Source organism: Collimonas arenae, assembly GCF_000786695.1.
Lineage (GTDB): Bacteria > Pseudomonadota > Gammaproteobacteria > Burkholderiales > Burkholderiaceae_D > Collimonas > Collimonas arenae_A.
The window spans coordinates 2884497-2910516 of sequence record NZ_CP009962.1 but is presented as its reverse complement, the minus strand read 5'-3'; the positions used below and the strand labels follow the sequence as shown (position 1 = coordinate 2910516).

General features: G+C 56.3%; 25 protein-coding genes. 14 read left to right on the top strand and 11 right to left on the bottom strand.

Translation table 11 applies throughout. The features are described 5' to 3' along the window. Window positions 1–6 precede the first annotated feature (6 nt). The 4 genes from LT85_RS27560 to LT85_RS12825 all read right to left on the bottom strand — a co-directional run bounded on the left by LT85_RS27560 (window position 7) and on the right by LT85_RS12825 (window position 2857). Complete coding sequence (locus LT85_RS27560) at window positions 7–360, bottom strand: MipA/OmpV family protein (protein WP_367379768.1); 354 nt, start codon at window positions 358–360, stop codon at window positions 7–9. Further along, window positions 357–773: a MipA/OmpV family protein gene (locus LT85_RS27555; protein WP_367379767.1), complete on the bottom strand. Its 417-nt coding sequence runs from the start codon at window positions 771–773 to the stop codon at window positions 357–359. Before LT85_RS27555 ends, LT85_RS27560 begins: the two co-directional genes overlap by 4 nt. Before the next feature lie 111 nt (window positions 774–884). Continuing rightward, window positions 885–2318 (bottom strand): Dyp-type peroxidase, encoded by a 1434-nt coding sequence (locus tag LT85_RS12830; RefSeq protein ID WP_038489305.1) that lies wholly within the window; start codon window positions 2316–2318, stop codon window positions 885–887. A gap of 89 nt (window positions 2319–2407) precedes the next feature. Next, on the bottom strand, window positions 2408–2857 hold the full coding sequence (locus LT85_RS12825; protein WP_038489303.1) for a hypothetical protein: 450 nt from the start codon (window positions 2855–2857) through the stop codon (window positions 2408–2410). Window positions 2858–3340: 483 nt separating this feature from the next. Here LT85_RS12825 and LT85_RS12820 point away from each other — a divergent pair, with 483 nt between their 5' ends. After that, the gene (locus LT85_RS12820) at window positions 3341–5284 is read left to right on the top strand and encodes a thiamine pyrophosphate-binding protein (protein ID WP_081992353.1); all 1944 of its coding nucleotides are present in this window, start codon (window positions 3341–3343) and stop codon (window positions 5282–5284) included. A 112-nt stretch (window positions 5285–5396) separates the two neighbouring features. After that, the gene (locus LT85_RS12815; protein ID WP_038489300.1) at window positions 5397–6998 is read left to right on the top strand and encodes a flavin monoamine oxidase family protein; all 1602 of its coding nucleotides are present in this window, start codon (window positions 5397–5399) and stop codon (window positions 6996–6998) included. 137 nt (window positions 6999–7135) lie between these two features. Here the strand turns inward: LT85_RS12815 and LT85_RS12810 are convergent, their stop codons facing one another. Beyond that, a complete protein-coding gene (locus tag LT85_RS12810; RefSeq protein WP_216595011.1) occupies window positions 7136–8218 on the bottom strand; it encodes a chitosanase in 1083 nt (360 codons plus the stop codon). 183 nt (window positions 8219–8401) lie between these two features. Further along, window positions 8402–9691 (bottom strand): glycosyl hydrolase family 18 protein, encoded by a 1290-nt coding sequence (locus tag LT85_RS12805; protein WP_253273538.1) that lies wholly within the window; start codon window positions 9689–9691, stop codon window positions 8402–8404. Between the two features lie 817 nt (window positions 9692–10508). On the opposite strand from LT85_RS12805, the gene LT85_RS12800 reads away from it, so the two are divergent. From LT85_RS12800 to LT85_RS12765, 8 genes are all read left to right on the top strand, one after another. After that, window positions 10509–11165, top strand: a complete 657-nt coding sequence (locus tag LT85_RS12800) for a hydrolase (protein WP_038489297.1) — start codon at window positions 10509–10511, stop codon at window positions 11163–11165. 109 nt (window positions 11166–11274) lie between these two features. After that, window positions 11275–11553, top strand: a complete 279-nt coding sequence (locus LT85_RS12795; protein ID WP_038496069.1) for a DUF1427 family protein — start codon at window positions 11275–11277, stop codon at window positions 11551–11553. A gap of 77 nt (window positions 11554–11630) precedes the next feature. Then, window positions 11631–12077 (top strand): DoxX family protein, encoded by a 447-nt coding sequence (locus LT85_RS12790; RefSeq protein WP_081992351.1) that lies wholly within the window; start codon window positions 11631–11633, stop codon window positions 12075–12077. 30 nt (window positions 12078–12107) lie between these two features. Next, window positions 12108–13034 (top strand): glyoxalase, encoded by a 927-nt coding sequence (locus LT85_RS12785; protein WP_038489295.1) that lies wholly within the window; start codon window positions 12108–12110, stop codon window positions 13032–13034. Further along, window positions 13021–14484 carry an alginate export family protein gene (locus LT85_RS12780; protein ID WP_038489292.1) on the top strand — a complete coding sequence of 488 codons (1464 nt, stop codon included), beginning with the start codon at window positions 13021–13023 and terminating at the stop codon, window positions 14482–14484. Before LT85_RS12785 ends, LT85_RS12780 begins: the two co-directional genes overlap by 14 nt. Window positions 14485–14569: 85 nt before the next feature. Next, a complete protein-coding gene (locus LT85_RS12775) occupies window positions 14570–15130 on the top strand; it encodes a VTT domain-containing protein (RefSeq protein WP_038489289.1) in 561 nt (186 codons plus the stop codon). Between the two features lie 205 nt (window positions 15131–15335). Beyond that, complete coding sequence (locus LT85_RS12770) at window positions 15336–15611, top strand: acylphosphatase (protein WP_038489286.1); 276 nt, start codon at window positions 15336–15338, stop codon at window positions 15609–15611. Window positions 15612–15801: 190 nt separating this feature from the next. Next, on the top strand, window positions 15802–16836 hold the full coding sequence (locus tag LT85_RS12765) for an AraC family transcriptional regulator (RefSeq protein WP_038489283.1): 1035 nt from the start codon (window positions 15802–15804) through the stop codon (window positions 16834–16836). Between the two features lie 58 nt (window positions 16837–16894). Here LT85_RS12765 and LT85_RS12760 read toward each other — a convergent pair whose 3' ends face one another. The 5 genes from LT85_RS12760 to LT85_RS12740 all read right to left on the bottom strand — a co-directional run bounded on the left by LT85_RS12760 (window position 16895) and on the right by LT85_RS12740 (window position 21984). After that, window positions 16895–17467, bottom strand: coding sequence for an RBBP9/YdeN family alpha/beta hydrolase (locus LT85_RS12760; RefSeq protein WP_038489280.1), 573 nt, complete (start codon window positions 17465–17467; stop codon window positions 16895–16897). A 74-nt stretch (window positions 17468–17541) separates the two neighbouring features. Beyond that, window positions 17542–18891, bottom strand: coding sequence for an MFS transporter (locus tag LT85_RS12755; protein WP_052135133.1), 1350 nt, complete (start codon window positions 18889–18891; stop codon window positions 17542–17544). A 147-nt stretch (window positions 18892–19038) separates the two neighbouring features. Continuing rightward, the gene (locus LT85_RS12750; RefSeq protein ID WP_038489278.1) at window positions 19039–20097 is read right to left on the bottom strand and encodes a 3-keto-5-aminohexanoate cleavage protein; all 1059 of its coding nucleotides are present in this window, start codon (window positions 20095–20097) and stop codon (window positions 19039–19041) included. Between the two features lie 36 nt (window positions 20098–20133). Beyond that, a complete protein-coding gene (locus LT85_RS12745; protein ID WP_038489275.1) occupies window positions 20134–20982 on the bottom strand; it encodes a TauD/TfdA dioxygenase family protein in 849 nt (282 codons plus the stop codon). Between the two features lie 21 nt (window positions 20983–21003). Further along, the gene (locus LT85_RS12740; protein WP_038489272.1) at window positions 21004–21984 is read right to left on the bottom strand and encodes a quinone oxidoreductase family protein; all 981 of its coding nucleotides are present in this window, start codon (window positions 21982–21984) and stop codon (window positions 21004–21006) included. A 523-nt stretch (window positions 21985–22507) separates the two neighbouring features. Between LT85_RS12740 and LT85_RS26595 the strand changes: the two genes are divergently transcribed. The 4 genes from LT85_RS26595 to bktB all read left to right on the top strand — a co-directional run bounded on the left by LT85_RS26595 (window position 22508) and on the right by bktB (window position 25987). Further along, window positions 22508–22666: a hypothetical protein gene (locus LT85_RS26595; RefSeq protein WP_156117516.1), complete on the top strand. Its 159-nt coding sequence runs from the start codon at window positions 22508–22510 to the stop codon at window positions 22664–22666. Then, complete coding sequence (locus tag LT85_RS12735) at window positions 22663–23334, top strand: DsbA family oxidoreductase (protein ID WP_038489270.1); 672 nt, start codon at window positions 22663–22665, stop codon at window positions 23332–23334. The genes LT85_RS26595 and LT85_RS12735 overlap by 4 nt, the downstream gene beginning before the upstream one ends. 156 nt (window positions 23335–23490) lie before the next feature. Next, complete coding sequence (locus LT85_RS12730; RefSeq protein ID WP_038489268.1) at window positions 23491–24621, top strand: porin; 1131 nt, start codon at window positions 23491–23493, stop codon at window positions 24619–24621. Between the two features lie 181 nt (window positions 24622–24802). Then, on the top strand, window positions 24803–25987 hold the full coding sequence (gene bktB / locus LT85_RS12725) for a beta-ketothiolase BktB (RefSeq protein ID WP_038489266.1): 1185 nt from the start codon (window positions 24803–24805) through the stop codon (window positions 25985–25987). The last annotated feature ends 33 nt before the right edge of the window (window positions 25988–26020 follow it).

Here is a 26020-nt window from a genome sequence, read left to right as displayed (position 1 = left end):
GCCCGGCTATTTAAAGCGGTAGCTGATCGTGACGAAGGCCATATCTTCCGTCTTGCGGTTGACGATCGGGCTGTCACTGACGGCGCTGCCCAGCCATTTTCGTTTAAGCGTCAGGTTTGCCACCAAGTGCTCGCTGAGCGGCGTTTCCAGGCTCAGGCTGAGAATCGGATTGGTGGAAGCGCCTGCCTGATAGGCATGGTAGCCGCTGGCGGCCGATTCGGCTGGCGTCACGCCGTAGAAATAATTGTTGTAGCTGCTGCTGCGGTGCTCTACGCCGGCTTGCGGATAGAACGTGACCGGCCCAAGTTTGAATTCAGCGGCATAAATGGCTTCCAGCAGCGTGCCATGCGATTTGTTCATATCAAAAAAGCGTTCAGGAAAAAAGCGCCGAAGGGCGTTTCCTGGTACGTGCCGATACCGAGCGGCACGGAATTCGAGCGCTTATTGATGCCATTCTGGGCGTCGATGCCATCGAAATTGACCCGTCCAGCCAGTTCCAGGTAGCCATCGCCGATTTTGAAAGTCTTGACGCCAAAAGTGTCAAGGCGCGCAAAAAAGCGCTGGTAATCAAAATAGGCATAGGGCAGCACGTTGGTCTGCCTGCTCTTACCGAGATAGTTGCGCGGGGTATTGAAGACGCCAAGCCCCAGGTCACCGCTGATGTGGTCCGGAAAGTCGGATTGTGGCTGTGGCGGCGGGGCTGACTGTGCGAAGGCGTCAGCGCCAATCATGAGGGAAAATAGGGAAAGAGCAAGCAAGCCTGGTTTTGTCATCGTGGTTCTTCGACTAATCTGGGGTGGCGATAAAACGCCAATCTTACACGGACTTGCTATCCGGGAAGATGAAGGTTTGACGTCAGGGACGCCAAACCATGCCCTACATGCTCACAATGTCGAAGGCAATTTCGCCAGGTAACGCAGCCCCGTGATGCTGGGGAAGAAGCAATAGGCGCCGCCGCGCGTGGTAATGGTGCGGGAAAAGCCTTCCAGCAGCGTGTTGCCGGAACCGTGCGGGCCTTTTCCTGCCAGGGTAAAAGAGCTGTCCACCGGATCATTGATTCCCAGGAAAACGTCATGGCCAGTAATATTACTGACCGCATTACCGTCATTTGATCCGCCAGGGCCGGTTGCGGCTTTCACAAACAGGTATGTATCGTTCCAGTCCCTGGTCACGAATTCGAACTGGTTGAAGATGCTGGCGTTGATAAAGTAGCCGGTCAGGCCGCGCGGCGCATTGACGGGATGTTGTGGGTCGTAAGCGGGCCCGTAAGGCATGGCGCGCCGTACAATCCGATGGTTGGTGCTGCCGCGGGTGCCACCGCCGTTGACGTCGCCGTTGCGCGGATTGTTGCGTCGGATATGTGAACCTATCGGGCAGGTCAGGCCCAGGGTGTCGTCGCTTGGCGCTACGCCGGTGACATAGTTGAAATTGTTCAATTTCGATGGCGGCAAGACTTCGCCCGGCGCGTCCGGCATCAGCTCCAGGGGGTTGCCGTTGCGCCAGCGCCCGCATATCTTGGCCGCCAGCATTTCAGTATCAAGTCCGGTTTGCTCGGCGTATCGGGCGAGTATGGCGTCGAACCCGGCGACATCCTGCTCCAGGATACGAAACGCCGCGTAGCTACTGTTAGTCGACAGCTCGGGCGGCGATACCGTGTAGCTGCCATTGATTTCGTTCTGGTAGCCAAGCAGGAATTCACCGGTCTTGACCGCAGGCTGATCGTCCGGCGCTTCACGTTTGGTCGCCGGGGCGCCGATCACGGTTGGCTGCGCAATGCTGTCGCGATAGCCGAAATGGACTTTGTTGTCGGGCAGGGCATGCGCATCCTGCGCGTACAGTTCAGTCATGCAGCCGTTGAATGCGGCGCGCAACTGGGCCGATATCGATTCCAGTACCTCTGCCGATTCCGTCACCCACAGGCTCAGCAGTACGTGCACCTTGGCGCCGTCCTGCAATCCGCCTATCCAGTTTTGCGGCGCGCTGGAGCCAATGTCGCCGACAGCCTCTGCGCTGGCGGAATTGGTCGCGCCAAGCTGGAACGAATGGTCAAATGTGGCGAGTTGCTTGGCGTTGATGCCGAGCCTGGCCAGGCCGGGGCAGGTAAAGCTGATGTTGAGAAAGCAAGGCGGCTTGGGCTGGATGTGCCTGGCCGTGGTTATTTTCGGCAGGCCGTTGCTGCCGTCGACTAGCGCGCCGATCAGCCTTCCCGCGGCCTGAGGATTCGTGATGGAGAGAATGAAGTGACGCGCCATGTCGACGCGATAGCCGCGCAGAATGGTGCCTTGTACGTCGTCGTAATCGATTACAGGATCGGCCATGCTGTTGCTCCCGGCGTTGAAATCAGATTGGAAGGCGCATGAGAGCGGCGCAACGCCGGTTCTCATGCAGGGCGTAGCGATGGCAAAAATCAGAATGCGGCGCGGATCTGCTGCACTGTCTGCGGATAGGCCGCGTACAGCGTATTGTTCGGAACGTGTTGTGAAGCATCGTTGACGGTAATGTAGGCCTGGAATGCCGCGACATTGCTGGCCACCGGGATCAGCGCAGCCCCGCCGACGACAAATGACAGCAGCTTGTCGAACACGGGGCCCAGTTGCCCGACAAAATCACTGATATATGAATTGAAATTGCCGTCGTACTCGGTGACGACGCCGATCAGCAGTGTGTTGGACGCAGCGCCGGTGGGCTGCAGGTTGGGTTGCCCGCGGTCCAATACCAGAAAGCGAGCGAAGTGGACTGTGCCGATCGTATTGAGGGCGTCGTCGATTTTTTGACTATTGCCTGCCAGCGCAGTGGCAATTGTATCCAGGCTGGTTCCAGGGATGACGGGCATCATCAGCGTGAGTGGACTGGTCATGTGAATTCCTTTTTTGGTTGTGGGTGGGAATAGCAACGAGCGTGTGCCAAAGCGACCAAAGATTGATGTGCAACTGAAACAGCAAAGCCGGTGTGCGGCGACAAGTGTTTCCAGATCCGCTGCGGATTTGCGGCTACCGTCGAAGTGTTATGTTGCTTCAGTGAAATTATCGACGGTAACAGATGGTGCATCCATTAAACATTCACCTCAAGCTGTCAATAGTGAGAGTGGACAGCCTGAAAATACCCTGAATAAATCAAGCCGCCGTGCGGCCATGACCTCTATTTTCATAGGGAAGAGCGATTTTAACTATTGCCACCTGTCACTTTTTATAGGATGGCAAAACGTTTTTTTTCAGATATATCTATTGGACATTCAAAAACCGCTGCGCCCGACTGCTTGTCCAGCCTGCATTGTGTTTTTCTCAAGGCCACGTGGCAGCCAGACGCCGGAATCGTAACGTTGTCCAAATGGGAGAGACAGATGGTGAATAACCTTGGAAAGGCATCAACACGCTGGGCGCGCGACTATGTTTTCGATATCTTGAGCGAACTGGGCATCCACTATATTTTCGGTGTGCCGGGGACCAATGAAATCCCGATCATCGACGGCGCTTCGTACCCGGAAAACGAGGTGGAATACATAGAATGCCTGCATGAAAACATCGCACTCGGCGCTGCCATGGGATCGGCGCGCATGACCGGCTTACCCGGGGTGCTGGTGGTGCATGTGACGCCCGGCATTGCGCACAGCATCGGCAATCTGTTCAATGCCGCGCGCTCGCAAGTGCCGCTGGTGATCCTCTGTTGCCAGCAGCAAAATGAATTGGTGACCCAGGAACCCTTGCTGGCGTCCAACCTGGTCGATCTGGCCCGGCAATACACCAAATGGGCGCATGAAGTGCGCGCCGCCGAAGAACTGCCGCTGGTCCTGCAACGAGCCTTTAAAGAAGCGATGGCGGCCCCGAACGGTCCGGTTTTCGTATCGATTCCGTGGGAATTCACCATGCGCGAAATCGGCCCCGATGACCGCATCAAGGGCGTCACGCGCATTTCGCCGAATTTCACGGGCGACCCGCAATCGATCGCGCAAGTCGCGTCGGCGCTCAAGGAAGCAAAAAATCCGATCATCATTGCCGGCGATGCGGTCGGTTACGCTGACGCCTGGCCGGAAATACAGCAGCTGGCAGAGTTGATCGGCGCCCCGGTCATGCAACAAACCTTTAGCAGCGTGGCTAATTTCCCGAACGACGACAGCCATTGGCAAGGCGAGCTGCCGGGTACACAGAGTGGCGTGCAAAAAGTATTCCGGGATCACGACGTCGCCTTCCTGTGCGGTTTCAGCAACCAGGCGCAGATCACGATCTTCAAGTATTCGGATGGCGCGTTGATTCCGCCAAGCGTCAGGCAGGTTTACCTCACTAACAATGTCTGGGACATAGGCAAGAATTATTTTGGCGAAGCGGCGGTATTTGGCGGCATCAAGGCAACGCTGCCGCTGATCAATGCGCTGGTGGGCAGCGCCCCCTCTGCGGAAGCTGCCGCACGCAATGCAAAACTGGACACGCTGGCGGCGCAGCGGCGAGTGCAGTGGGATGCGTACTTTGTCAAAGCGCTGGCGGCGCCGAATATCATGGCGGTAGTGATCGCCCAGGCGCTGCGGGAAGAAATCAAGCAGCGCAGTCTGGATAAAAAATTCGTGTACGTCCATGAAGCGGTGTCCGATCCTGCGCCGTTCCAGTACCTGTTGCCTTTCGGGACCAAGGGCGCGGCGCCGATCAGCTACTACTGCGTTGGCGGCGGTTCGCTGGGCTGGTCGATGCCGGCCTCGCTCGGCATCAAGCTGAGCGGGCAAGGCTGGCAAGCAATCGATACCGAGTTTGTGGTGAATGCAGTGGGTGACGGCTCGTCGCTGTTTTATCCGCAAACCTGGTGGACTGCGGCGCACCGCAAGCTGGCGGTACTGTACATCATCACCAACAACCATGAATACCATACGCTGCAAAACGGTTTGCAGCAGCTGGTGGCGTCGTATGGCAGCGCCCCCGGCTACGAATGGCATCCCAAGGATAACAATACCGATCCGTCCTACTTGCGCATACAGAGTCCGGTGATGGATTTTGTCGCCATCGCCAAAGCGCTGGGCGGCCTGTCCGGCGAAGTGGTGACGACGCCGGAGCAGGTGAAGGGGGCGGTGCGGCGCGGCATGGATCATGTTTTGCATCAAAAGCAGGCTTATATCCTTGACATGCGCACCGACCAGAATCCGCCGCCACCGCCTAACCTGGCCGCCAACGCTGGCACCCAATCCGGAGCGCCGCTGCAGCCTGCTTTGAACGTGTTCCATCAGCAAAGCACCTTACTTAATGCCAATGCCGCCAATGCCGCCAGTTCAGGCGACAACGACAATACACCAGTGATTTTCTAGGGACGTCGCAGCCAATGTAGTACTCGGGCAAGCCTGGGCATGTGCATGATTTGAACGGTGGGCTCCCGAGATTCGTTTTTCCACTTACTTACAATAAAAAGGATTACGTATCATGGCAGATGAAAAAATCGATATTGCTATCATCGGCGGCGGTGTTTCCGGCGTATATAGCGCATGGCGGCTGAAGCAAGCCAATCCAGGCAAGAAAATAGTCGTGTTTGAAGCCAGCGACCATATCGGCGGACGCTTGTTGTCCGTGGTGCCGCCCGGCATTCCCGACATGGTGGCGGAACTGGGCGGCATGCGGATATTGCCGAAGGTGCAGCCGCTGATTACCAATTTGCTGAAAACGCTCAACCAGCTGCTGCCTGATACTCAACAAATTACGACCTATCTTTTCCCGGTCGATGAGCCGCAAAACATCGCTTATCTGCGCGGCGTCTATCTGCGTTTGTCTGATTTCACGGCCAAGCCAGATGAAGTCCCGTACCGGCTCGGTTTCCCGAACCATGGACAGAGCGCCGGGTCCGTCGTGATCAACGCCATCGAGCAGCTCGTGCCAGGCATTACCAATCCAGACCTGACCGAAGACCAGCGCCGCGACATGGCCCAGCAAGCCAGTTTTGCCGGAAAACCGCTGTACCAGCAGGGGTTCTGGAACGTGCTGATGCGGGTATTCAACGGCGAATCGTATCAATACGCGCTGGACGCCGGCGGCTATGATTCGACCATGAGCAACTGGAACGCCGCCGACGCCATTCCCTGGTATCTGTCCGACTTCGGGGTCGCGCCGGTCTACAAAGGGTTCACCAAGGGTTTCCAGGAAGTGCCGCTGACCCTGGCCAGGTTGTTCGCCGATGCGGGCGGCGAAGTCCGCTTGAACAGCAGCGTGTCGGCGTTGCGCAGCCTGGACGGCGCGGTGGAGTTTCATGTCGACGGCAGGTCGGTGGCGGCTGGTTCGGTGATTCTGGCCATGCCGCGCCGCGCACTGGATCTGCTGGCCGACAGTAGCCCGATCCTGCAGGAAATCAGCGGTTTGATCGCGTCGGTCACGCCGCGGCCCCTGTTCAAATTATTTACCACCTATACCAATCCCTGGTGGCGCGCCGCTGGCTATACCAAGCCTGACGGTAGCGTCGTGGCGGTGGAAGCAGGGCGCAGCGTGACCGATATTCCAGTCCGGCAAACCTACTATTGGCCAAAGAGCGATGGCACACCCGCAAAGACCGGTCCGGCCATGTTGCTAGCGAGTTATGACGATGGCGACAATACCGGGTTCTGGGACGGCCTGCGGCCGCAGCGGCATCAGCATAAGCCCAAGGGGCAATATGTGGCCAAGGTGAACGAGCCGTTCATCGCCGAACACCGGAAGCCGAACCTGGAGCTGACATGGGACCAATACCAGGCGCCGTACCGCATGGTGACCGAAGTGGCGCGCCAGCTGTCGACCATGCATGGCTTGAGCTATACGCCGAAGGTGCAAGAAGCCTGCTTCCGCGACTGGGGCGATGATCCGTTCGGCGGCGGCTGGAATAGCTGGAACATCGGCGTTAAGAGCTGGGAAGTGAAACATAAAATCGTCCAGCCGCTGGGCCAGCAGCCTTTGTATATTTGCGGCGAAGCTTATTCCGATGCGCAGGGATGGGTAGAGGGAGCGCTGCAGACGGCAGACCTGATGCTGGCGAAATTCGGCCTCAATGCATTGAAGGGCTAAGTGTGATGGCGAGCCGCGCTTGCATGGACTAGCGCGGCTCGCGTATCACAGCTCACATATCACAGCTCGCTCATCACAGCAGTTTTTCACCGAGGTGTTGAACTGCCGTCAAACAAGCGTATCTGCTTGCCAAGGTTTTAATGCATGGTCCAGTCGGTCACTTTGATGACGGCGGCATCCGCATTCTTGAGATCGGTTTCGCCTTGATTCAGCAGGGTGCTCCATTCTTTCACGCGGTTTTTCCCATTTGGCGGCTGATTGTACTGGTGAGTGTCGACGATCTTGCTGCGTTGCGCATAAAAGCTGGTCATGAAGGTTTTTTCATCGGTGCTTTTACCCGAGCGCGACAGGACGCCTTCCAGCGTTCCGGAGTCGCCGCTGGCACCCTGGTTCAAGGCCGTATCGACAAACGAGCCGATGGTCAGCGCCGTCGTGAAACCGCGCTGGCGCGCCTGTTGCAGGCTGTACTTGATGTAGACGTTGTAAAAGGTGCGCCACATGGCTTCGCGCCATGCGGCGTTGTTTTGCAGCGCCGCGATCTTCTTGTAGAAATCAGCCTTGCTGTCGGTGATGTTCAAGATCGCGCCTTGCATGTTGCCATGCGCGCCGGCGCGCGCCAGGCCGCCTGCGATCGAAGGATTGGCTGCACCGCTGGCGGCGTCGAATTCCTTGAACAGCGCCGGGCCGTCCGGACCTCCATCGTTAGGGCCGCCGGTGGTAGCGCCAAAAATCCCAATGGTATAACCGCGGTCGTCATTGATGTTTTCGCAGTAACCGTAGTACTTGGTCCAGTCAAGGGAGTCCTGTTCCGGCTTGTTGATCAGCTTCATGATGTTGTCCCACTGTTCGCCGTCAAGACCGGTATTGGTCTTCAGGAATTGCAGCGTGGCCGGAGAGAAGTTCGCATCGTGACCGTTGGCCGCGGCTTTGGTTTGTTGGCAGCTGGCGCCGGTCACCCATGGTTGCGCCGCAGTTCTGGCGCCGCTGCTGCTGGCCGGATTGTTTCCCTGGGTCCAGTAGGCGGCGCTGTAGTTGACGCCGTTGTAGCTGACCTTGTTGCCTGCGGTGTAGACCGCACCGTCCACCCAGGCAGCGTCGCAGGGTGCGATCCTGGCATCTAGCCTGGCTTGGTGGCCCGCAGCCAGGCCGTGCGCGCTGGCGTTAAGGGACAAAGCCAGCATGCCGCAGGAAAGCAGCAGGTATGTCGATACTTTCTTCATGGGTAAATTCTGCAAAATATTCTCCAGATAATGAATGATGTCGTGGTTGATAAATTTTATTGAGGCAAACATTTGTCAACTACAACAATCCCCGAGAGATAAACCCACGTCTTTCTTTATTGTGCAAACCGGACTGGGCTGGATAAGACGTTGGCGCTATTGCCATATTATTTTTTTTGCCGCTCAAAGACCCAGCGCGGAGATGAACTTGTTGGTGTAGCTCAGCGTTCCTGCCTTACCGTAGTTATTGCAAGTGTCGGAGGAGTTGTTGTCTGATTTCGCCGGGGCACAGTCCCTGTCGCGTGCGAAGGCCCAAAAATGAACGCCGCCCAGCTTCTTCGCCAGTGCATAGTTGGAGACGGTAACGGCATCGGCCAGGGTGAAGGTTTCGTCGATGCTATCGTTACCGCCTATCATCGGCGTCACTTCGATCTGGCTGTATGGCACTTTCCAGTGGTTGTGCAGGCTTTCGGCGGCGCTGACGGTCGATTGGCCCATATCGCATTTGCCGCTGCCATTCAGAGTACACAGTGAGGAATTTTCCTGGCCTGAATCGGCAAAATCCATCGTCATCAGGTTGACCGTGTAATTCTTCAAGCCGTAATTCTGGATTGCCGTCATGACTTTTACACCCATATCCCCCAAGCTCTGGCTTTCATTGCCGCCGTCTGTCGCCAGCGTGAAGCTGTAGCGCAGGTTCGGATAGGCCGCTTGCGCTGCAGCAACGCGCGCAACCAGGTTGTTGATGTCGCTTTGGGTTTGGGTGTTCTCGATATCGAAGTCGATGCCGAGCAGGTTTGCGCTGTAGTAGGTTTTGATGAATTTCGCGAAATTGGCGTCCGAGGTACAGGTGAAGTTGGCTCCGGCGCCACCGGTCGAGACGATGTACTTCTTGCCGGCGCTGACAAAGCTTGCCACATTGGCCTTGGCAAATGCCGCCGCCGATACGCCGTTCCAGTTTTCGCTGCCGCAACTGCCAGTGGCAAATGCCCAGGTTACTGCGTTCAGCTTGGCTGGCATGGCCTTGAGCAAGGTTTGCGAGCTGCCGGTCACGGCGGTGTTGAGCTGATCGCCGCCGGTGTCTCCGGAGTAAAAATAAGGGCTGTAGATGAGGCCGGTGAAGGAGGGGGGCGTGGACGAACCGCTGCAAGCAGTTGGTTGCCAGTACCAGGTGCTGATGGTCGGGTCGGTGCCGTCGCTACCGCTGCTGCCTGCGTTGACTTCTTTATAAAACAGACCGTTGGCCGGGTATCGGACGATTGCGCCCGGTGCGTAGTTGATCCCGTCGGCCCAAGTACTGTACTGGCAACTGGCGGCCGCTGTCTTGCTTAATACCATGTTTGATGCTGTGCTTAATGCGGCCCGTACGCCGACGGTGCTGCCCGCAGTGGAATCCTGTAAGCCTGCGCCATGCGCAGTGAAGGCCGCGGTTGAAAGACAGATTGCCAAGCCTTTTATCATCTTCAGTTTCAATTTCTTCTCCTGGGTAGAGTGGAGCGGCTGGCGCAGCGGGTGCGCTGCCCGGAGCCGCCGGGTGAAATCGTGAAAAAACTGTAGCCAGCAACCGGATATCCAGCGAATCCTCGGATGCCAGGTGCATCTGAATGAATGCGATAAATTTCCCACGGGAAATATCTTGTTACGAACTGTAGGGATCCGAAAAGTGAATGTCAACCTGTATCAAAGTGGTATTGGCAAATAAAAAAATCACATTGATCCGGAATTTTCAAATGCGCCTGCAAACCATTGTTTGCATTGGTTTTTATTTAACTCGTAGGACCTGTTGTTTTTGCAAGTGGCCTTATCGTAATTTTTGCTGGGAATGGAAAAGGTGAGGGAAATAACTGTGAATTTCCGAAGATCGTGATTAAGTGGTTTTGGAAAATGCATCAATAGAAATTTTCTAATTGTTTTTCCAGCAAGTGATCGCATGACCTGTTTGTCGGGGTTGGACTAGCGATTCCAAGCCTTGAACTATTTGTTAAATCTTGCCCTGTGCCCATTTTTATCAAGTCGGAAACAATATTCGATTTTTTCGATTGTTGACAGGTAAATTTTCCGTTTTTCTTTTGATTTTATGACTCATATACTTCCACTCAACAACTTTTACATACGAAGTTGGAGCGCAACATTCCTATTTTTTGAATAAGTTATGGTTGTCGAAAAATTCGCACATATTTTTAACAGAAAACCGTAGTGCCATATCGGCGCTGCACATGCTGTCCACGCATTTCGCTCATATATCTTGCCCCTGATACAGGGATAAATTAACTCTCAGATGGAGTTTCAAATGAAAAATCCGAAACATGAATTGCTCACCCCCGATAACTGCGCATTGATCTTGATCGATCATCAACCCCAGATGACCTTTGGCGTCGCCAATATCGATCGTCAACTGTTAAAAAACAATGTATTGGGACTCGCCAAATCGGCTAAGCATTTCAAGGTGCCGACGGTGCTGACTTCGGTCGAAACCGAGAGCTTTTCCGGTTACATCTGGCCTGAATTGCTGGATGTATTTCCCGGCCAGCGGGTGTTCGAACGGACCAGCATGAACACCTGGGATTCGGAGGAGGTAAAGGCCGAACTCAAGCGTATCGGCCGCAAGAAGCTCGTTATCGCCGCGTTATGGACAGAGGTTTGCCTGAATTTTCCGGCATTGGAAGCCATGGACGATGGCTATGAAGTTTATTTTGTCGAAGATGCCTCCGGGGGCACCTCCGTGTCCGCCCACAATCTTTCCATTCAACGCCTGATACAAGCGGGCGCAGTGCCCGTGACATGGCAGCAGTTTTTGTTGGAAATGCAAAGGGATTGGGCCAAAAAGGAGACTTACGACGGCACGATAAAAATCGTTCAGGAGCACTCCGGAGCGTATGGAGTTGGCGTCGAATACGCCAAAACCATGGTTCACAAGATGCCGCCAACTCGCAAGAACGAAGCCTGATACCGGGCGGTGAAAGGAAGAGTATTCATTCGAGGAAGGATGAATACTCATGCCGGAATATTGCTATGAAATAGCTAAAAAAAGCCCGAGCACAGACGAGGAATCCATTGTGAAAATATATGTTGTTTCAGCCCTTACCGGGGTATTGGTTGGCATCATTTACGCCTTGCTGAACGTGAAGTCTCCAGCGCCCCCAGTGGTTGCCTTGCTGGGATTGCTCGGCATGCTCTTGGGGGAGCAGGTCGTTCCGCTGGCAAAGCGCCTTATTTACAAAGAAGAAGTGAACGTAGCGTGGTTCTCCGGTGAATGCCTGCCCAAGATCACAGGAGTATCGCGTCCCTCCGGACCTGTTCTCGAAGAGAGCAAGGATAAGAATTCGGTCGGGTAAGCGCTACGCACCGTAGCGGCCCAATATCGGCACTGAATCGGCTGCGATATTTTCGACCTGTCATCAGGAGACAAAAAATGTCCGTAACAATCAACACAGGTCCGCGCTGGCGAATCATTCTGGAGAAGCCTTTATGGCATTGGCTGGCGTTGCTTTTGCTGTGCTCTGCCTATCTGCAGGGCGGCATCGACAAAGCCTTCGACTTCAATGGCGCCTTGGCTGAAATGCAGCATTTTGGCCTCGCGCCTGCGGCGCCGCTGGCTATAGCTACGATTATCGGCGAGTTGGGCGCTTCAGCACTGATATTGACCGGCGTTTACCGTTGGTTCGGAGCGCTCTATCTGGCATGTTTTACATTATTCGCAACGTTCATCGCCAACCGTTTCTGGGAATTGAGCGGGCCGGAACGTTTCATGACGGCCAATTCCTTTTTCGAGCATCTTGGATTGACCGGCGGGTTTCTGCTGGTGGCGTGGCTTGACCTTAAATCACGCGAAGCGACGCCGGTTGCGGTTCAGCGATAGATTCTTACTTTCTATTCAAGGAATTCAATCATGCAAATTTCTTCACTGTATCGCCGCATCATTACCATTAGCCTGGTCGCGACAATAGCCTGCGGCTTCACCGCTCCGGTATCGGCCAAAGCCGTCGCCAAGCCCGTCGCCGCTACAACCGAGGTCTTTGTCGGGCCACAATATGACACCACTCATGTGTATGTCTCCAACGACGATATTGACGCATTCGTCAATAGTTTCATCGCCACATTTGGTGGAAAAGCCTCGCCGCGCGCGGTCTTTACGGTAACGCCGACGCCGAGCAAGACGGCGTCGCAATATGTGCAGACACCTGTCGGCATGCTGTCAGTGTTCGCCTTCCAGACACCGATTCCCTACGGCTTCGGCGAGGAGCGCACCGGCTATCTGGTTACCGATATCGATGCTGCCGTGAAAGCAGCTACCGCTGCCGGCGCTGACGTCACGGTGGAGACATTCGACGATCCGATCGGCAAGGATGCATTGATCCAATGGACCGGCGGCCTCAAGATGCAGCTGTACTGGCACACCAAGGCGCCTTCCTACGCGCCGCTGGAATCGGTACCCGATAATCGCGTCTACGTATCGCGCCTGGCCGCAGATAAATTCGTGTACCAGTTCGTCAAATTTTCTGGCGGCAAAGTCGTGGCCGATGATCGGCAGGCCGATGGCGGCCAGATCGGCCGTCCCGCAGACAAGATTCGCCGTATTCACATCACCTCGGGCTTCGGCAAGATGACGGTGTTCGCGACTGATGGCAAATTGCCCTATCCGTTTGGCCGCGAGACCACCGGCTACGAAGTGAGCGACCTTGCCGCAACTATAGCCAAGGCGACTGCGAACGGCGCCAAGCTGCTTTCGCCTGCCTATAAGACGGACTCAGGCAATAGTGCAGTGGTGCAGTTTCCAGGAGGGTATGTCGCCGAGATTCACGATGCCGCAAAATAGCCGTATTAGCCGTATCAATGGACGCCAGCGCAGCAAGGTTAGTCGTGGCTACCTGCTGGCGCTCATCGCAGGATGCATTGCGGCGCAAGAAACCCCGGCCCAAGAGGCGGAATCCGGGACGGGGGCGTCTTGTGCGGTACAGCGGCCCGCGATTAATTTCAACCGCTGGAATGAAAACTGGGGCGTCCTGGCTGATCCTTGCCTCCCCAGAAAACCATTCGACGACCTCAAATACATCCCCTTGTCCAGTGATGGGGTTTCCTATCTGTCGCTTGGCGCCGGTCTGCGTGAACGTCTGGAAACTGTCAATTCCGCATTGTTCGGCATCGGTACAGGGCATCCGGACTCGTATGTGATCCAGCGCGCGCAACTGCATGGCGATCTGCGTCTTGGCGAGCATGTGCAGGTGTTTGCCCAGCTTGAGGATGCACGGCCTTTTCAGAAGAATACGGTGAGTCCGGTGGACAAGAACCCGTTGGATGTCGAGCAGGCATTCATTGTCGTCACTGAAAAGGTTGGCAGCGATACATTCAAGGCGCGCATCGGACGGCAGGAAATGGCGTTCGATCTACAGCGCTTCATCTCCGTACGGGACGGGCCGAATGTCCGCCAGTCCTTCGATGCCCTTTGGGGTGACTGGGAAACAGGGAGCTGGCGCACCATCGCCTACTTGACGCATCCGGTCCAGAATCTCGACGCTACGACGTTCGACGATGTATCAAACCGTCATCTTGCTTTCAACGGCATACGTATCGAGCGCAAGCATATCGGCCCGGGCGACTTCTCGGCCTACTATTCCAGGTACAGCCGCGATGGCGCCAAATTCCTCGACGCCAGCGGCGACGAACGGCGTGACGTTGTCGACGTTCGCTATAACGGTGCTGTCGAGCGGATTGATTGGGACGTCGAGATTATGGGGCAGGGCGGGCGCGTCGGCGACAAAGCCATCTCCGCCTGGGCGCTCGGTTCGCTGGCCGGGTATACATTTTCCGGCCAGCCCGGGAAGCCGCGCCTAGGCCTGCAGTTCGACCTGGCCTCGGGAGACCGTCATCCGGGCGATGGCCGGATCGGCACCTTCAATCCTCTTTTCCCAAACGGCTACTATTTCACGCTGGCCGGCTTTACCGGATACAGCAACCTGATCCACGTCAAGCCATCCATCACATTCAAACCGGCCGACACAGTGACGGTACTGGGCGCACTCGGCCTGCAATGGCGGGAAACCGTAGCCGATGCAGTCTATGCGCAAGGTTCAGTGCCGGTGCCAGGCACCGCCGGTCAAGGAAGCCGCTGGACCGGGATGTACGCACAGCTGCGTACCGATTGGGCTGTTAGCGCAAATGTCGTCGCTTCGGTGGAGGCGGTGCATTTCCAGGTGGGCGACACAATTCGCCAGGCTGGTGGCCGGAATGCTGACTATCTTGGAATGGAGTTGAAGTTTGGTTGGTGAAATTTAGTCAGGCATGGAACAAAATGCAGAACATTTATGTAACCATGCCTACTAAATTACTCAACATAGAGATCCAGATCACACTATGCACCGCTACAAACGGCTATTGACTGTTGTCCTTTTCCTCGCACTGCTATTCGCCTTATTTCAAATCCTGGGCCTGAGAGAGCACTTTAATTTAGTGTTTCTTCATCAACAACTCGTGGACAATAAAATCCAGGGCTTACTGCTCTTTGTCTTGCTGTTTTCCCTGGGTAATCTGATCCAGATACCCGGATGGATATTTTTAGGGGCGGCGGTGCTCGCCCTGGGCAAAGTCTGGGGTGGTTTGGCAACCTATATTGCGGCGCTCATCTCCTGCGTCTTCACGTTCCTGACAATACGCTACATCGGTGGCGATGGAATGCGGGAGCTGAAAAACCGCTATGCAGTGAAGATATTTCAAACCCTAGATACGCATCCGATTAAATCCATCGTTTTGTTAAGAATATTATTCCAGACGATTCCAGCTCTGAATTATGCGCTGGCTCTGTCGGGGGTGAGGTTCTATATGTATCTGATCGGGACAGTTCTCGGCCTGCCATTGCCGATCATGTTGTACTGCATTTTTTTTGATTACATTGGTAAAGCGTTGCATATCGTTTAAGCCGCCATTCGAAGTCTCCGGTCCCCCAATCAAGACCGGGTGAATTTTCTTTGCAATATGTACCTAAAGATGATGGGGAGGGGAGGCAGCGTTTTTCGCCATCAAAGCGCCTTTGCCCGGCATACCCCATCGCCAAGGAGAATGAAATGCACTTTGCTCTTACCATCGGTCCATTGCGCGGCCTTCTAACATCCCAGATAACGCCATGATTGCCAAACGCTTGCGGGTGCATGGGTTGGTGCAAGGTGTCGGATTTCGTTTCTCTGCGATGCATGAGGCCAGGCAGTTAGGCGTCAACGGCTGGGTGCGGAATCGACTGGACGGCAGCGTAGAGATCCAGGTCGAAGGCGGCGCCGACGCAGTCAACGCGATGATGCGCTGGGCCGCGCACGGGCCGGCTAGCGCAAGAGTGGTGCGGCTCGAAGTCCGCGATGAAAAATTGGAAGGGTGCAAAGATTTTAGCGAACACGCTACGTACTAGCGAGCTGGCCGGGCCGGCTTATTCTGATACCGATTGGTGTAGAATCGGAGCTCCTTTGCATTCCGTGAAAATGAAATGGTGAATATTCATGTCAGAAATCCCAGCTTGTTTTTCGCGGCGCGCTTCAGCTTTTTCAAGATAAAACCGCCAGTAGCGCCAATGTGCCGAGCTCTCTTGTCATGACAAAACTATGAACACGATGGTGCGCGCGGGGGTTCTTACCGGCTACTTCGAGGTGGCGCGGCAGATCGGATTCAACCCGCGGACTGTGTTGCCAAAATTTGGATTGACCCGCACGCTGCTGGAAAACCGCGACCAGCAGATTCTCTTGGATAAGGCAGTGGGTATGCTGGAAGCCACGGCGCAAGAGTCTGGTTATATGGGCTTTGGGCTGCACATGGCCGAGTTGCGGCAATTGGCTGATATGGGCGGTGTGAGTCTGGTGCTGGCCCACCAGCGTAACCTGCGCGATGCCCTGCAGACCACCATTCAGTACCGCCACCTGCTGAACCCGTCCCTGGCACTGTTCGTCGAGAACGCTGGCGATACGGTCATCATTCGTGAAGAAATCGTGACCGACATACCCGTGCCCACACGACAGGCTACCGAACTCGCAATCGGCGTGATGTTTCGCCTTTGCGTGACCTTGGCCGGAACGCAATGGCATCCGCGCAGCGTCAACTTCACACACGACGCGCCTGCCGATCAGCAATTGCACCGGCGCTTTTTCCGATGCCCCGTCGTTTTTGGCAGTGAATTCAACGGCATCGTCTGCAACGCCTCGGACCTTGACCTTGCCAACCCCATGGCGGACCTCGCGATGGCCGGCTACGCCCAGCGGTTTCTGGAGACGATTCCGAGAGCCTCCGAAGCGTCCATCCTGATGGAAGTACGCAAGGCCATCTATCTGCTGCTACCCATGGAGCGTGCCACGATTGAACAAATCGCCCAGTCCCTTGGAATGAATGTGCGCACTCTGCAGCGACGCCTGGAAGATGCGGGGGAAAGTTTCTCTGGCCTCATCAATGGCGTACGCCGCGACCTGGTGGTGCGCTACATGGAGAATCCGCGCTACTCCGTCGGACGGATCGCGGCACTGCTGGGTTACGGCGCTCCAAGCTCGTTCACGCGGTGGTTCATTTCGCAATTTGGCGTCGCGCCGGCGGTGTGGCGAGTAAAAAAGGGCTGGGCGACAACGGACCGTCGCCTTAAACAACCTCATTAACGCTTGCGTTGGGCGACTCTGATGCGTCTTGCGCTACGCGGATACGGTTCGACCGTCGTCAATGTTCCAGCATCTGGATGAATTGCTCGGCCTGCGGCCACTCGCCAAAACCGGAAGCAGGATTGAGGTGACCTACCGCGCCGACATTGACTAACTCGCTGCCCCAATCGCGCGCCATTTGCTCTACGCTACCCAGGGAGGCGAGGGGATCGTTGGTGCTGGCAGCTACAATGCTCCTGAAAGGCAATATTTTGCTTGGCATCGGCAGCCAGCCATTGGCTTCCAGTACCTCCAGTGCAGGGTAGCCAGGAGGCAGCGGCGCTGCAAAGTCCGGCGGCGCCGCCAGCAAGGCGCCTTGAATGTCTGCGGCGTACTTTTGCGCCCAATGCATCAACATGACGACCCCGCCACTGTGCGCCACTACAATTACCGGCCCGTCAATCGTTCTCATGGTGCGTTCAACGGCTTCCACGCGGGCTTCGCAACTCAACTTGTCAGTTTCCAATGGTGGTACTGAAACCACCTTGCGCGCTACGGAGAGCTTGGTTTCCAGATGTGTCTGCCAGTGATCGGCAACGTGATCACGCAGGCCGGGTACTATCAGAATGGTTGGTTTTTCTTGCGTATTCACGCCTACCTCACTTTATTGGTGGCAGCTTCAAATCTGCCGAAAAAACGATTTCACCCGTTATCGGGACAGCTGGTCTAAACGTGCTGACATTTACCCGCCGCATGCGCAGTCGTGTTTTGGTCTGCATCCAGGGCAATGCCAGATACTGGAGCTGCATCTTTGTCGTAGCTGCGTGCAGCGGCCATGAAGAACACGGCGGCCAATATGCTGAATGCAGGAATCATTGCCATGGCTTGGTGCAGGCCCCATATGTCGGAGAGCGCCCCCACGAGGAAAGGCCCCACGGCAAGACCGAGCAGATTTTGAAAAAGCGACAGCACGGCCGCACCAGTGGAACGTACGCCCGGATGGACGACGTCCATGAGCACGCCAACCACGACACCGACCGAACAGGTCATGAAAAACCCGCCCGCGATGATCAGCTTGAGTTGTGTAGATCCGTCTAGCGGCGCATTGAACGCATACGCCAAAATCGCCAGCGACACCAGGCACAGCGCGCTCAGCATCGGCAATTTGCTGCCGGGGCGGCGAATGGACAGCCGATCAATTACCACGCCCCACAGGAAGCCGCCGAACGCACCCGCCAAAATCACCAGGGCCGCTTGTTTCCCCGCTTGGTCCGGTGCAATTCCATGAAAGCGGTTAAGGTAACTTGGCAGCCATGACCAGATGGCCGACACCACCAGCACTTGCATCGCTTGCCCAATACAGATCCACCGCAAGGTGGGCGTGCGTGCGAGGGTACTGAAGATGTGTTTGAGCGTGCCACCGATGGACTGCGTGACCTGATTGAGCTGGGGCGTGAGTGTCACCGTTTTGTAGTCGCGCACTAGCAAATACAGCAAAGCCAGCGCCAGCCCCGGCACACCTACCACGCCGAAGGCTGCTTTCCAGCCCCACTTGGCGGCGATCACGCCACCCAGCACCACCCCGAACACCGAGCCCAGAGAAGCGGCAGCAAACAAGGCTCCCATCAGTGCGCCGCGCATCCGCTTTGGAAATACGTTGGAAAGCAGGGCAGAGCCCACTGAACCGTAACCCGTTTCACCCAAACCCACCACCGCCCGCGCCGCGAACAGTTGCGCGTAGTTACCAGCGAACATGCAGTAGATGGTAGCCAGGCTCCAGGTGGTGGCCATGACAACAATGCTCTTGACGCGGCTCAGCCGGTCTGCCAGCAACGCCACCGGGATGCCCCCCATCGCCACCACGATGGAGATGATGGAAACCAGGCCGCCCAATTGCTTGTCGCTCAGGTTCCACGCCGCCTTGATATGCGGGAAGAGCGACACGATCACTTGCCGGTCCATGTAATCGAACAGCATGAGGGCGAAGGTCATGGCAAACGCGAACCATGCTTGCTTTTTTCCGATCAGGTAGCCGTCTTCCGGGGGCGACCCGGTATTGGTCAATGGGGGCATCATTTTTTTGTCTCCTGCTTTTTATAATGAGGACATACGCAAAATTGCGCCAGCGGCCTTATACCACCTTGCATCCTTGCCGCGCAGCTTCACTGTCTGCGTCGGCATGCCTTGCTGGCGGAACGTTGCGAAAGTCTGGATAGTGTGACGTCAGGCCGTCTTGCGCAAGAAGCCCTGATGGGCCCCGTGGCGGTTCGGCGCGAAGCCATTGGCCAGCAGGCTTTCTTCCACCGTATCGTAGAAGACGCCGATTTTGCTGATCTCGCGCGCCTGCTGAGCTGTCGCTATCTCGCGACCGAATTCACGCGAGATGCGCACCAGTTGCTCAATCTGTGCAACGGTCGACATTTTTCCCGTTTGCGCCTGGTTCCAGATATTGTCCTCGATACCACAGCGTACATGCAGGCCCATCGCAATGCCCATCATGTTGACCGGCAGCACGTTGCGCATCGAGCTCTCCACTGTGACCACCGCACCGTCCGGTACGGCACGCATGAAGTTGGCCAGAGTGTAGATGTTAGGCACGTCCATGCCGCCGCCGATCGCCACCCAGTTCATGACCAGCGGGCCATTGTAGATGCCACGGCGCATCAGCCGCTCTACCGAGTCGAAGCTGTTGCTGTTGTAGCACTGGAAGGCGCTTTGGATGCCTGCGGCCGTCAGACGACGGACGTGCTCTTCCACCCAGCCCGGCTGCGCCGGCACAGTCATCTCCTTGTAGGCGTTGTAGACGTCAGGGTCTCCCATCGAGGTGCCCTTGGTGTCTTTGTAATCCCAGTGCTCGACGACGTTCATCTGTGAGGTGTTCACCGTCACCGTCACCTGATCAGGCTTGGGATCGAGTTCGGCCAGCATATGGCGCGTGTCGTCGCTCAGCCACTTGGCGGCGGCGCCTTCCGATTCCGGCGCGAAGCTGATCGAGCCGCCGACCTGAATGATCATTTCTGGCACGGCCTTGCGTACACCGGCGATCAGTTCGTTGAACTTGGACAGGCGCTTGCTGCCCTTGCCGTCGAGTTCGCGCACATGCAGGTGCAGCACGGTGGCGCCGGCGTTGTAGCAATCCACGGCTTTCTGGATCTGCTCGTCCATGGTGAGCGGAATGTCCTCAGGAAAGTCGGAGGGCACCCACGACGGTGCATAGGGCGCGGCCGTGATGATCAAGGGTTGCTGGTTTTCGGTAAAGAGGTGGCCGTCAAGGAAGTTCATGGGGTATCTCCAAAAAATGATTGATGTGTAGGAACGTCAGAAAGGCTTGGTGCCAATGATTCCGGCACGTTCCATCTTGCGGTGGCAGGGGGGGTAGTCCATCACTGCGTAATGTTGGGTGGCGCTGTTATCCCAGATTGCAATGCTGTTGGGTGACCAGCGCCAGCGCACTTGAAATTCCGGGATATAGGCTTGGCTGATCAGATAACGCAACAGCTCAGGCGCTCCAGGGTTGGCATCCTGGCCATAACGCACGCGTGCCGGCGTGTGAAAATTGGTGAAATGCGTGGTGAAGGCGTTTACATACAAAATCTTTTCACCGGTCTGCGCGTGGGTACGCACCACTGGGTGCTCTGCGTCTGGAAATTGCGCTTTGAGGGCCAGGCGTTTTTCAATCGGCATGGCCGCGCCGAAGCTGGCTTCGATGCTGTGGCGCGCGCGCAGGTCTGCAATTTGTGTTTTGACATGCTCTGACAGATTTTCATAGGCCAGCACCATGTTGGCCCACATGGTATCTCCGCCAACTGGTGGACACTCGAGACAGCGCAACACAGCACCGAACTGGGGTGCTTCACGCCAGGTGGCATCCGAATGCCAGGCGTTCTCGTAACGGTCCGCAGGCTGCTCCGGGGTTTTGTAGATACGCACCAGGCCGGGGTGGTCCGGATCGCTTCCCACTACCGGATGGTCTTCCAGTTCGCCGAAGCGGTGCGCAAACGCCAGATGGTCGGCGCGGCTGATATTCTGGTCGCGCAGAAAGAGTACCTTGTGCCTGAACAGGTTAGCCTTGATTTCGGCGAAGAGTCCGTCATCGCGCGCCGCATCGCCCAGATTCACGCCGATCAACTCGGCGCCAAGGGCGCAGGTCAGTTGTTCAACTCGCATTTTTGTCTCCTCGCATGAGGTTTAAATGATGAAGATGGAGGACCCGGTGGTCTTGCGCGACTCCAGGTCGCGGTGTGCCTGCACGGCGTCCTGCAGCGCGTAGCGCTGATTGATCTCGATCTTGATGCGGCCGGCTTCAATGTGGTCAAAAATTTCATCTGCCAGCGCCGCTTTTTCTGCCGGGTCGGCAATGTAGTCGGCCAGCGCAGGGCGTGTTATGAAGAGCGAGCCTTTCATCGCCAGGAGCTGCGGGTCAAAGGGCGGGATGATGCCGGAGGCGGTGCCCACGCAGATCATCAGGCCTCGGCGCTTGAGTGAATCGAGCGAGGCGTTGAACGTGGTTTTGCCCACGCTGTCCATCACCACGTTGACACCGACGCCGCCCGTGATTTCTTTCACGCGCTTGGCCACGTCCTCATGGCTGTAGTTGATGGTGTGGTCGCAGCCATGGGCACGCGCCACGGCAGCCTTTTCTTCGGTGGACACTGTGCCAATCACCGTCACCCCCAGCAACTTGGCCCACTGCGAGACGATCAGGCCGACACCTCCGGCAGCCGCATGCAACAACAACGTGTCACCAGCCTGGAACGGATAAATGCGACGCATCAGGTAGGCAGAGGTCAAACCGCGCATGGTCATGGCCGCCGCGGTTTCAAAAGAAATGGCATCCGGCAGCTTGATTAGCGGTGCCGCTGGTACGAGGCGCTCTGTGCTGTAGGCGCCCAGCGTGTTGATGAAACCGGTGTAGGTGACGCGGTCGCCCACCGCCACGTTGGTCACGCCGTCGCCCAGGGCCAGCACCTCGCCGGAGGCCTCTACGCCGATACCATTGGGCAAGGGGATGGGATAAGTGCCATTGCGAAAGTAGGTATCGGCAAAATTCAAGCCTACCGCCGCATGGCGCAGGCGGACCTGTCCTGGGCCGGGGTTGCCCACCTCAACATCTTCGTACCGAAGAACGTCGGGACTGCCGGTTTCGTAAAAGCGTACTGCTTTGACCATTTTGTGTCTCCTGCGGGTTGTTTGTTGTTCGTATATTGATACGTGAACTAAATATAGGAGAGCCAGGCCGCAATCGCTTCACATTTGACGACATGCACTTCACATTTGACGACAAAATATCGTTTCCAGTAGGGATAAATTACCACGCCTCAAAGGGCAGGACATTACGGAGCCGATTTGTGCTCCGTGCAGAAAGTAACGACTTGGATAAGTGGCGGAGGGCCGTCCCGCTTAACACAGCAATACGCCGGGATAGCCCGTTTCATGGGGACTCTCGCTAAAAACGCTGTTCCCCGAGTTGTACCCGTTGCCAACACCGTTTCCGGCAAGTGCGTGTCTCACGGATATGGATGAAATGTATTCCAGATATGAGTGAATAAAACCCGGCTGTCATGAAATGCAAAATTGGCGTCATGAAATGAAAAGTAATTGTCGTTAAATGAGAAGCGCCGGTTTTTTCAATCCCTTAAATTTTGCACTAGCCGATTAACGCCTTTAACAATAAATAAACAGGAGACAGGCCATGGCCAAAGCCATGCGTTTTTATGCAGCCACAGGTCATGAGGACCTATGCTACGAAGATGCCGAAGTCGGCAGTCGTGGGCTGGAAATCCTTGTATTGCGGCCATTCCTGCTCATGGGGGTAGCGTCGGCCAGCAACGACTCGGGAGCGCAGGCATGACATCAATACTGGATATCGACGTCACGTTCGACCTGGTCTGCCCCTGGTGCTTGATCGGCAAGCGCAACCTGGATCGCGCACTGGAATCCGTGCGCAAGAGTTATCCGGGCATCATGGTTCGTATTCACTGGCATGGAGTGCAACTGTTGCCAGACGTACCGTCAGATGGGGTGCCTTTTGCCAGCTTTTATGAAAAAAGGCTAGGGAGCAAGGCAGCGGTGCGTATGCGCCAGGCCCAGGTGAGCGACGCGGCGGAGCGTGCCGGACTGACGATCAGGCTGGATCGTATCTCCTTGTTTCCCAATACAGGCAAGGCTCATCGTCTGCTGAAATTCGCTGCAAATAGTTGCGATACGACGCAATATGAAGCGTTGCTGGAACGTCTGTTTGCGGCCTATTTTGTCCACGGGGAAAACATCGGCGATGAAGAAACACTGATAAAAATTGCGCAAAGCTTCGGTTTGAGCCCGGATAAGCTGAATTCATGGCAGCACGAAGACGCAGCGTCCGATATCGGCCAGTCAACGCATTCCGGCGTGCCATTTTTTGTTTTCAATCAACGATACACCTTGGCGGGAGCACAACCGCCAGAGACCCTGTTCTCCTTGATGCAGACCCTTATCGAAGTGGAGTTTGAGCACGACACGTTAATTCCAGCTACCGCTTAAGGTCCATCTGGCGCGGAGGGAACATAGCCCCGCGTCTGCTTTCGGCGAATGGTCCAGTTCGATTGAGTAAGAGTCCTGAAGGATGAAGCGGTTTTTTGACGACGAAGCACCCGGACAGGCGCAGACCGGTCCGGTTTATAACTACCAGGAGACAAAATGAAGTTGAAATTGATAGGCATGACAACAATGATTCTGTGTGCTGGCGCGGCACAGGCGCAAACTTCGGTGACGCTGTACGGCGCGATCGATACAGGCCTTATGTACCAGAACACCACGGCCGCCAACTTTAGCCAGAAGACGCCGGATACCGGCACCACTTTCCGCTATAAGGATGCCGGCATGTACGCCAGTACCTGGGGTATGAAAGGAAGCGAAGACCTGGGCGGTGGTTATCACGCCAACTTCAGGTTGCAAGGAGCGTTCAACAGCGGCTCGGGCGCTGTTGGTCTGCCGGATACCACCGGCACCGTCGCGGTATTCAACCAGGTCACCAGCGTTGGCCTGTCCGGTCCCTTCGGCTCGGTCGATGTGGGTCGCCAGTATGCTGCGATGGCCTGGGCGCTGGTGGACACCGATGTGCGAGGCGCTGAATATTTCGGCAGTGCTTTCACGGCATGGATAGGCATGAACACTGTCGCCGGCTGGCTAGGCAGCAATACCAACGGTGCGGTCGGTGCGGTGTATGACAGCAACGCGATCATCTACAAAACGCCGAATTTCAACGGTGTCACGCTCAGCCTGGAGTATGCGCCGGGCGAAGTCGCGGGGAACAACACTGCCGGGTCGCGCGAATCGGCCGTATTGCAATACGTAAACGGTGGCTTGCATCTGTCGGGAGTTTATTACAACGCCCATGACACCAATCTCACGCCAGCCAGCCCCGCGCCAAGCGGCGTCGACAATAACCGTTTCATCCAGCTGGGCGCACTCTATGACATGGGTTCGTGGATCATGTCGGCCTCGTATAGCAACGGTAAGACGAAGTCCCTGGCGCCGTACAGTTCTGACATCGATATGTATTCTGCCGGCCTGGGCTATCATTTCTCGCCAGTGTTCAAGATCACAAGCGGAGTTTATTATCTAAAAGATAAAAATAATTCACTCAATAAATCGACATCCTATGCGCTCGGGGCCGAGTATCAGCTCTCCAAGAGGACCACGTTGTACGGCGATGTAGGGCGCGTCGACAACAAGGGTAATATGAACCAGACGCTCTCCTACGGTTCGCCGGTGGCGCAGGGTCTGGCGACCACCGCAGTCATGCTCGGGATGCGCCACACGTTTTGATCCTTGGCTGTCATCGTTGGCAGACCCGCGTAACGAAGCCCCCATCGCCGGCCGTTTGATGGTGATGGGGGGGGTAGGTGGATTGCAAAAGAAATGCTGTTTGTAATGAAGGAACTGGCAAACCTGGATCAAGTCGCCGCAGTGCAGGGCGTTGTTTAGGCGAGAGCCAAAGGAGAAAATGATGCAACGAGAAGTCGTGGTAGTTAGCGGTGTACGTACCGCCATCGGGGATTTCGGCGGCAGCCTGAAAGATTTTTCACCAACCGAGCTTGGTGCTGCCGTCGTGCTCGAGGCGCTGGTCCGCGCGCAAGTCTCGGGAGACGAAGTGGGTAACGTCGTGTTCGGCAATGTAATCCAGACCGAACCCAAGGATATGTATCTGGCGCGCGTGGCAGCGCTTAACGGCGGCGTCGCCGAACATGCGCCGGCGCTCACGCTCAACCGCCTGTGCGGCTCCGGCCTGCAGGCCATTATCTCTGCCGCACAAGGCATTTTGCTGGGCGATGCCGATATCGCCATTGGCGGCGGTGCGGAATCCATGAGCAGGGCGCCGTTCATATCGTCCGACATGCGTTTCGGTGCGCGCATGGGCGACTCGCGCTTGATCGACATGATGCTGGGCGCTTTGCACGACCCATTCCACGGGATTCACATGGGCGTCACCGCAGAGAATGTCGCGCAGAAATATGGTATTTCGCGCGAAGAGCAGGACGCCCTGGCGCTCGAATCCCATCGGCGCGCAGCGCATGCGATCGAACAAGGCTACTTCCGCGACCAGATTCTGCCGATCAAGCTGAAATCGAAAAAAGGAGACATCCTGTTCGACAAGGACGAGCATGTACGCAGTCACTCGAGCCTGGACGATTTCACCAAGCTCCGTCCGATCTTCACCAAGGAAAACGGTACTGTCACTGCGGGCAACGCGTCGGGCATTAACGATGCCGCCGCTGCGGTCGTCCTGATGGAACGCAGCGTCGCTGAACAGCGCGGCCTGAAACCGCTGGCGCGCCTGGTCTCCTATGCCCATGCGGGCGTCGATCCGAAATACATGGGCATCGGTCCAGTGCCGGCGACACGTAAGGCGCTCGAACGCGCCGGACTCACGGTCGCCGATCTCGATGTGATCGAAGCCAACGAGGCGTTCGCTGCTCAGGCATGTGCTGTCACAAAAGAGTTGAGTCTTGATGCCGGCAAGGTAAATCCAAACGGCTCGGGCATCTCGCTTGGCCACCCGATCGGCGCCACCGGTGCGCTGATCACGGTGAAGGCGCTGTACGAACTGAGGCGCGTTGGCGGTCGTTACGCACTGGTGACCATGTGCATAGGTGGCGGCCAGGGCATTGCCGCCATATTCGAGCGGATGTAAGCGTCGCAATGATGGCGGGGATTTGTGCAGCAA

What these genes read in the sequence shown, in the direction of transcription:
- LT85_RS27560 (WP_367379768.1), bottom strand. Translation starts at nt 360, where the DNA reads ATGAACAAATCGCATGGCACGCTGCTGGAAGCCATTTATGCCGCTGAA.
- LT85_RS27555 (WP_367379767.1), bottom strand. Translation starts at nt 773, where the DNA reads ATGACAAAACCAGGCTTGCTTGCTCTTTCCCTATTTTCCCTCATGATT.
- LT85_RS12830 (WP_038489305.1), bottom strand. Translation starts at nt 2,318, where the DNA reads ATGGCCGATCCTGTAATCGATTACGACGACGTACAAGGCACCATTCTG.
- LT85_RS12825 (WP_038489303.1), bottom strand. Translation starts at nt 2,857, where the DNA reads ATGACCAGTCCACTCACGCTGATGATGCCCGTCATCCCTGGAACCAGC.
- LT85_RS12820 (WP_081992353.1), top strand. Translation starts at nt 3,341, where the DNA reads ATGGTGAATAACCTTGGAAAGGCATCAACACGCTGGGCGCGCGACTAT.
- LT85_RS12815 (WP_038489300.1), top strand. Translation starts at nt 5,397, where the DNA reads ATGGCAGATGAAAAAATCGATATTGCTATCATCGGCGGCGGTGTTTCC.
- LT85_RS12810 (WP_216595011.1), bottom strand. Translation starts at nt 8,218, where the DNA reads ATGAAGAAAGTATCGACATACCTGCTGCTTTCCTGCGGCATGCTGGCT.
- LT85_RS12800 (WP_038489297.1), top strand. Translation starts at nt 10,509, where the DNA reads ATGAAAAATCCGAAACATGAATTGCTCACCCCCGATAACTGCGCATTG.
- LT85_RS12790 (WP_081992351.1), top strand. Translation starts at nt 11,631, where the DNA reads ATGTCCGTAACAATCAACACAGGTCCGCGCTGGCGAATCATTCTGGAG.
- LT85_RS12785 (WP_038489295.1), top strand. Translation starts at nt 12,108, where the DNA reads ATGCAAATTTCTTCACTGTATCGCCGCATCATTACCATTAGCCTGGTC.
- LT85_RS12780 (WP_038489292.1), top strand. Translation starts at nt 13,021, where the DNA reads ATGCCGCAAAATAGCCGTATTAGCCGTATCAATGGACGCCAGCGCAGC.
- LT85_RS12775 (WP_038489289.1), top strand. Translation starts at nt 14,570, where the DNA reads ATGCACCGCTACAAACGGCTATTGACTGTTGTCCTTTTCCTCGCACTG.
- LT85_RS12770 (WP_038489286.1), top strand. Translation starts at nt 15,336, where the DNA reads ATGATTGCCAAACGCTTGCGGGTGCATGGGTTGGTGCAAGGTGTCGGA.
- LT85_RS12765 (WP_038489283.1), top strand. Translation starts at nt 15,802, where the DNA reads ATGAACACGATGGTGCGCGCGGGGGTTCTTACCGGCTACTTCGAGGTG.
- LT85_RS12755 (WP_052135133.1), bottom strand. Translation starts at nt 18,891, where the DNA reads ATGATGCCCCCATTGACCAATACCGGGTCGCCCCCGGAAGACGGCTAC.
- LT85_RS12750 (WP_038489278.1), bottom strand. Translation starts at nt 20,097, where the DNA reads ATGAACTTCCTTGACGGCCACCTCTTTACCGAAAACCAGCAACCCTTG.
- LT85_RS12745 (WP_038489275.1), bottom strand. Translation starts at nt 20,982, where the DNA reads ATGCGAGTTGAACAACTGACCTGCGCCCTTGGCGCCGAGTTGATCGGC.
- LT85_RS12740 (WP_038489272.1), bottom strand. Translation starts at nt 21,984, where the DNA reads ATGGTCAAAGCAGTACGCTTTTACGAAACCGGCAGTCCCGACGTTCTT.
- LT85_RS26595 (WP_156117516.1), top strand. Translation starts at nt 22,508, where the DNA reads ATGGCCAAAGCCATGCGTTTTTATGCAGCCACAGGTCATGAGGACCTA.
- LT85_RS12735 (WP_038489270.1), top strand. Translation starts at nt 22,663, where the DNA reads ATGACATCAATACTGGATATCGACGTCACGTTCGACCTGGTCTGCCCC.
- LT85_RS12730 (WP_038489268.1), top strand. Translation starts at nt 23,491, where the DNA reads ATGAAGTTGAAATTGATAGGCATGACAACAATGATTCTGTGTGCTGGC.
- bktB (WP_038489266.1), top strand. Translation starts at nt 24,803, where the DNA reads ATGCAACGAGAAGTCGTGGTAGTTAGCGGTGTACGTACCGCCATCGGG.